4 protein-coding genes are annotated in these 3,621 nt (G+C 58.1%); all 4 read right to left on the reverse strand.

Annotated elements, in window-relative coordinates:
- Positions 1-224: 224 nt before the first annotated feature.
- The 4 genes from ACP7A2_RS26890 to sdhC are packed head-to-tail and all read right to left on the reverse strand — an operon-like array spanning position 225 to position 3,465.
- On the reverse strand, positions 225-929 hold the full coding sequence (locus ACP7A2_RS26890; protein ID WP_375069796.1) for a succinate dehydrogenase iron-sulfur subunit: 705 nt from the start codon (positions 927-929) through the stop codon (positions 225-227).
- 11 nt (positions 930-940) lie between these two features.
- Entirely contained in the window at positions 941-2,713 is a 1,773-nt protein-coding gene (sdhA, locus tag ACP7A2_RS26895; RefSeq protein WP_426136827.1) for a succinate dehydrogenase flavoprotein subunit, read from the reverse strand.
- Between the two features lie 3 nt (positions 2,714-2,716).
- On the reverse strand, positions 2,717-3,085 hold the full coding sequence (gene sdhD / locus ACP7A2_RS26900; RefSeq protein ID WP_348062637.1) for a succinate dehydrogenase, hydrophobic membrane anchor protein: 369 nt from the start codon (positions 3,083-3,085) through the stop codon (positions 2,717-2,719).
- On the reverse strand, positions 3,079-3,465 hold the full coding sequence (gene sdhC / locus ACP7A2_RS26905) for a succinate dehydrogenase, cytochrome b556 subunit (RefSeq protein ID WP_375069800.1): 387 nt from the start codon (positions 3,463-3,465) through the stop codon (positions 3,079-3,081). The genes sdhD and sdhC overlap by 7 nt, the downstream gene beginning before the upstream one ends.
- Positions 3,466-3,621 lie beyond the last annotated feature (156 nt).

Below are 3,621 nucleotides of genomic sequence, written 5' to 3' on the forward strand. Positions count from 1 at the left end.
AACACCGAGTTTGCTTGCAAAAGGCCAAGTGCAGCGACCAAAACAAGCCACTTAGGATCACGCTGATAGTTCGGGTACCAACCCGAATGCCCCTGCTTGTCTCATTTCTTCAAAATAAGAGCTGCGGCTTTGTAAGTCGCTGCTCAAGTTAAAACTACGGCGCCGGTTGAAGCCTGCGCCGCAGCATTTACGGGCACAACGGTCCTGCTTTGTTACAACGTCTGTTACACGCCGCTTTGCAGCAGCATGTTACGGATGTGACCAATGGCCTTAGTCGGGTTCAGGCCTTTGGGACACACGTTGACGCAGTTCATGATCCCGCGGCAGCGGAATACGCTGAACGGGTCATCCAGTGAAGCCAGACGCTCGGTCCTCTTGGTGTCACGGCTGTCTGCCAGGAAGCGGTACGCTTGCAGCAGAGCGGCTGGACCCAGGAACTTGTCCGGGTTCCACCAGAAGGACGGGCACGAAGTCGAGCAGCAAGCGCACAGGATGCACTCGTACAGACCGTCGAGTTTTTCACGCTCTTCCGGGGACTGCAGACGTTCGATGGCCGGAGCCGGCGTGTCGTTCTGCAGGAATGGCTTAACTTTCTCGTATTGCTTGTAGAAGATGCTCATATCGACAACCAGGTCACGGATAACCGGCAAACCTGGCAGAGGACGAACGATCAGCTTGTTGCCTTTGACCACGGCAGACAGCGGCGTGATGCACGCCAGGCCGTTTTTGCCGTTGATGTTCATGCCGTCGGAACCGCACACACCTTCACGGCAAGAGCGACGATAGGAGAACCCCTCGTCCTGCTCTTTGATCAGCGCCAGCACGTCCAGCACCATCAGGTCTTTACCACCGGTATCGACCTGGAATTCCTGCATGAACGGCGCAGCGTCCTGATCAGGGTTGTAGCGATAAACACTGACTTTCAACATGGCAGCCACCCTTAGTAAGTCCGAATCTTCGGTTCAAACGTCGGCACCGTCTTCGGCGAGAAGTTGACGGCACGTTTGGTTACGCGCTTGTCACCCGGGAAGAACAGGGTGTGGCACAACCAGTTTTCGTCGTCGCGGTCTTCAAAGTCTTCACGAGCGTGAGCACCACGGGATTCTTTACGAACCTCGGCGGCGATCGCCGTCGCTTCAGCTACTTCCAGCAGGTTTTGCAGTTCAAGGGCTTCGATACGAGCGGTGTTGAACGCCTGGCTCTTATCGTTGATCTTGACGTTGGCGATGCGCACGCGCAGGTCGGCCAACTGGGCAATACCTTTCTGCATGTATTCGCCGGTGCGGAACACACCGAAGTAGTTCTGCATGCAGTTTTGCAGCTCGCGACGCAGGGTAGCCACGTCTTCGCCATCAGTGCGCTCGTTCAGAGCGTTCAGACGGGCCAGGGCGGCTTCGATGTTGGCGTCGGTCGCGTCATCGTATTCGATGCCGTCGGTCAGCGCTTTCTCGAGGTGCAGGCCGGCAGCGCGGCCGAATACCACCAGGTCGAGCAGCGAGTTGCCGCCCAGACGGTTGGCACCGTGTACCGACACGCAAGCCACTTCGCCTACTGCGAACAGGCCATGGATGATTTCGTCCACGCCTTCAGCGTTCTGGGTGATCGCCTGGCCATGAATGTTGGTCGGCACGCCGCCCATCATATAGTGGCAAGTCGGAACAACCGGAACCGGAGCAACCACCGGGTCAACGTGGGCAAAAGTCTTGGACAGCTCACAGATACCTGGCAGGCGGCTGTGCAGCACTTCTTCACCAAGGTGATCGAGCTTGAGCAGTACGTGGTCGCCGTTCGGGCCACAGCCGTTACCGGCGATGATTTCCTTGACCATGGAACGCGCAACAACGTCACGACCGGCCAGGTCTTTCGCGTTCGGAGCATAACGCTCCATGAAACGCTCGCCGTGCTTGTTGATCAGGTATCCACCTTCACCACGGCAACCTTCGGTAACCAGTACGCCCGCGCCGGCGATACCGGTCGGGTGGAACTGCCACATTTCAATGTCTTGTACCGGCACGCCAGCACGCAGAGCCATGCCGACGCCGTCACCGGTGTTGATCAGGGCATTGGTGGTCGACGCATAGATACGGCCTGCACCGCCGGTGGCCAGAACAGTCGCCTTGGCGCGGATGTAGGTGGTTTCACCGGTTTCGATGCAGATAGCGATTACGCCGACGAAGGCGCCGTCGGCATTCTTCACCAGATCAACCGCGTAGTACTCGTTCAGGAACGTGGTACCGGCTTTCAGGTTGCCCTGATAAAGGGTGTGCAGCAGCGCGTGACCGGTACGGTCGGACGCGGCGCAGGTACGGGCAGCCTGCCCGCCTTTACCGTAATCCTTCGACTGACCGCCGAATGGGCGCTGATAGATACGGCCCTGTTCGGTACGCGAGAACGGCATGCCCATGTGGTCCAGCTCGTAGACCGCAGCCGGGCCTTCCTGACACATGTATTCGATAGCGTCCTGGTCACCGATATAGTCGGAACCCTTGACGGTATCGTACATGTGCCAGCGCCAGTCATCGTTCGGGTCGGCAGAGGCGATGGCACAGGTGATGCCACCCTGGGCCGATACGGTGTGGGAACGCGTCGGGAACACTTTCGTGATCACGGCAGTCTTGTGACCGCCCTGAGCCAGCTGCAGCGCTGCGCGCATGCCAGCACCGCCGCCACCAATGATGATGGCGTCGAAGGAAATAGTTGGAATGTTAGCCATGGATCAGATACCCCAAAGAATCTGCACACCCCAGACGAAGTAAGCGAACATCGCAATGCCGCAGACTGCCTGGAAGAGGAAACGGACTGCGGTCGCAGACTTGCCCAGCGCCATCGGCGTCAGGTAGTCGGTGGCGATGGTCCACATGCCGACCCAGGCGTGTGCGCCCAGGGCTACAAGGGCCAGCAGACTGAAGATTCGCATCGCATTGTGGGCGAACAGGCCGTGCCATTGCTCGAAGCTGATGCCCGGGTGTGCGACGAGGTATCCGATCAGGAAGATGAAATAAGCCGCGAGAACAACCGCAGACACGCGCTGTGCCATCCAGTCATAGAGGCCCGAACGCGATAGGTTCGTAACGCTGGTTACCATATCCAAACTCCTGCGAGAACGATCAGCACCACGGAAATGGCGATGATGATTTTCGAGCCCAGGCGGCCGCCTTCCAGCGTCTCACCGATGCCCGCATCCATAATCAAGTGGCGCACGCCGGCTACCAGGTGATACAGCAGAGCAGAAAGGAGGCCCCATGCTACGAACTTGGCCAGCGGGCTGGTCAAGCATGCCTTCACCTCGGCGAAACCTTCCTCAGAACCCAGGGATTTGCCCAATGCATAGAGCATGATGCCAAGGCCCAGGAACAGGATGATGCCGGAAACACGGTGCAGGAACGACGTAACGCCGGTGATGGGGAGTTTGATGGTCCTTAGGTCTAGGTTTACAGGTCGTTGGCTATTCACGGCTTTTTTCACACTTAAGAGCCCCTAACAATCAGGGCAAAGTTGTCGGGGAGTGCACTGGTCAGGTAAGCACCACCCAGGGAGTGCGACCCCCAATGAAAGCAAGCCCAAAAGCCCTTGGCGGTCGGTGGCCGAGTATAGACAGTTAGGTTACTAATGACAACGCGC

This window comes from Pseudomonas sp. PWP3-1b2 (assembly GCF_049896045.1).
Taxonomy (GTDB): domain Bacteria; phylum Pseudomonadota; class Gammaproteobacteria; order Pseudomonadales; family Pseudomonadaceae; genus Aquipseudomonas; species Aquipseudomonas antarctica_B.

Excerpts from the sequence above, each read along its gene's own strand:
- sdhA (WP_426136827.1), bottom strand. The coding sequence starts at position 2,713 with ATGGCTAACATTCCAACTATTTCCTTCGACGCCATCATCATTGGTGGC.
- ACP7A2_RS26890 (WP_375069796.1), bottom strand. The coding sequence starts at position 929 with ATGTTGAAAGTCAGTGTTTATCGCTACAACCCTGATCAGGACGCTGCG.
- sdhD (WP_348062637.1), bottom strand. The coding sequence starts at position 3,085 with ATGGTAACCAGCGTTACGAACCTATCGCGTTCGGGCCTCTATGACTGG.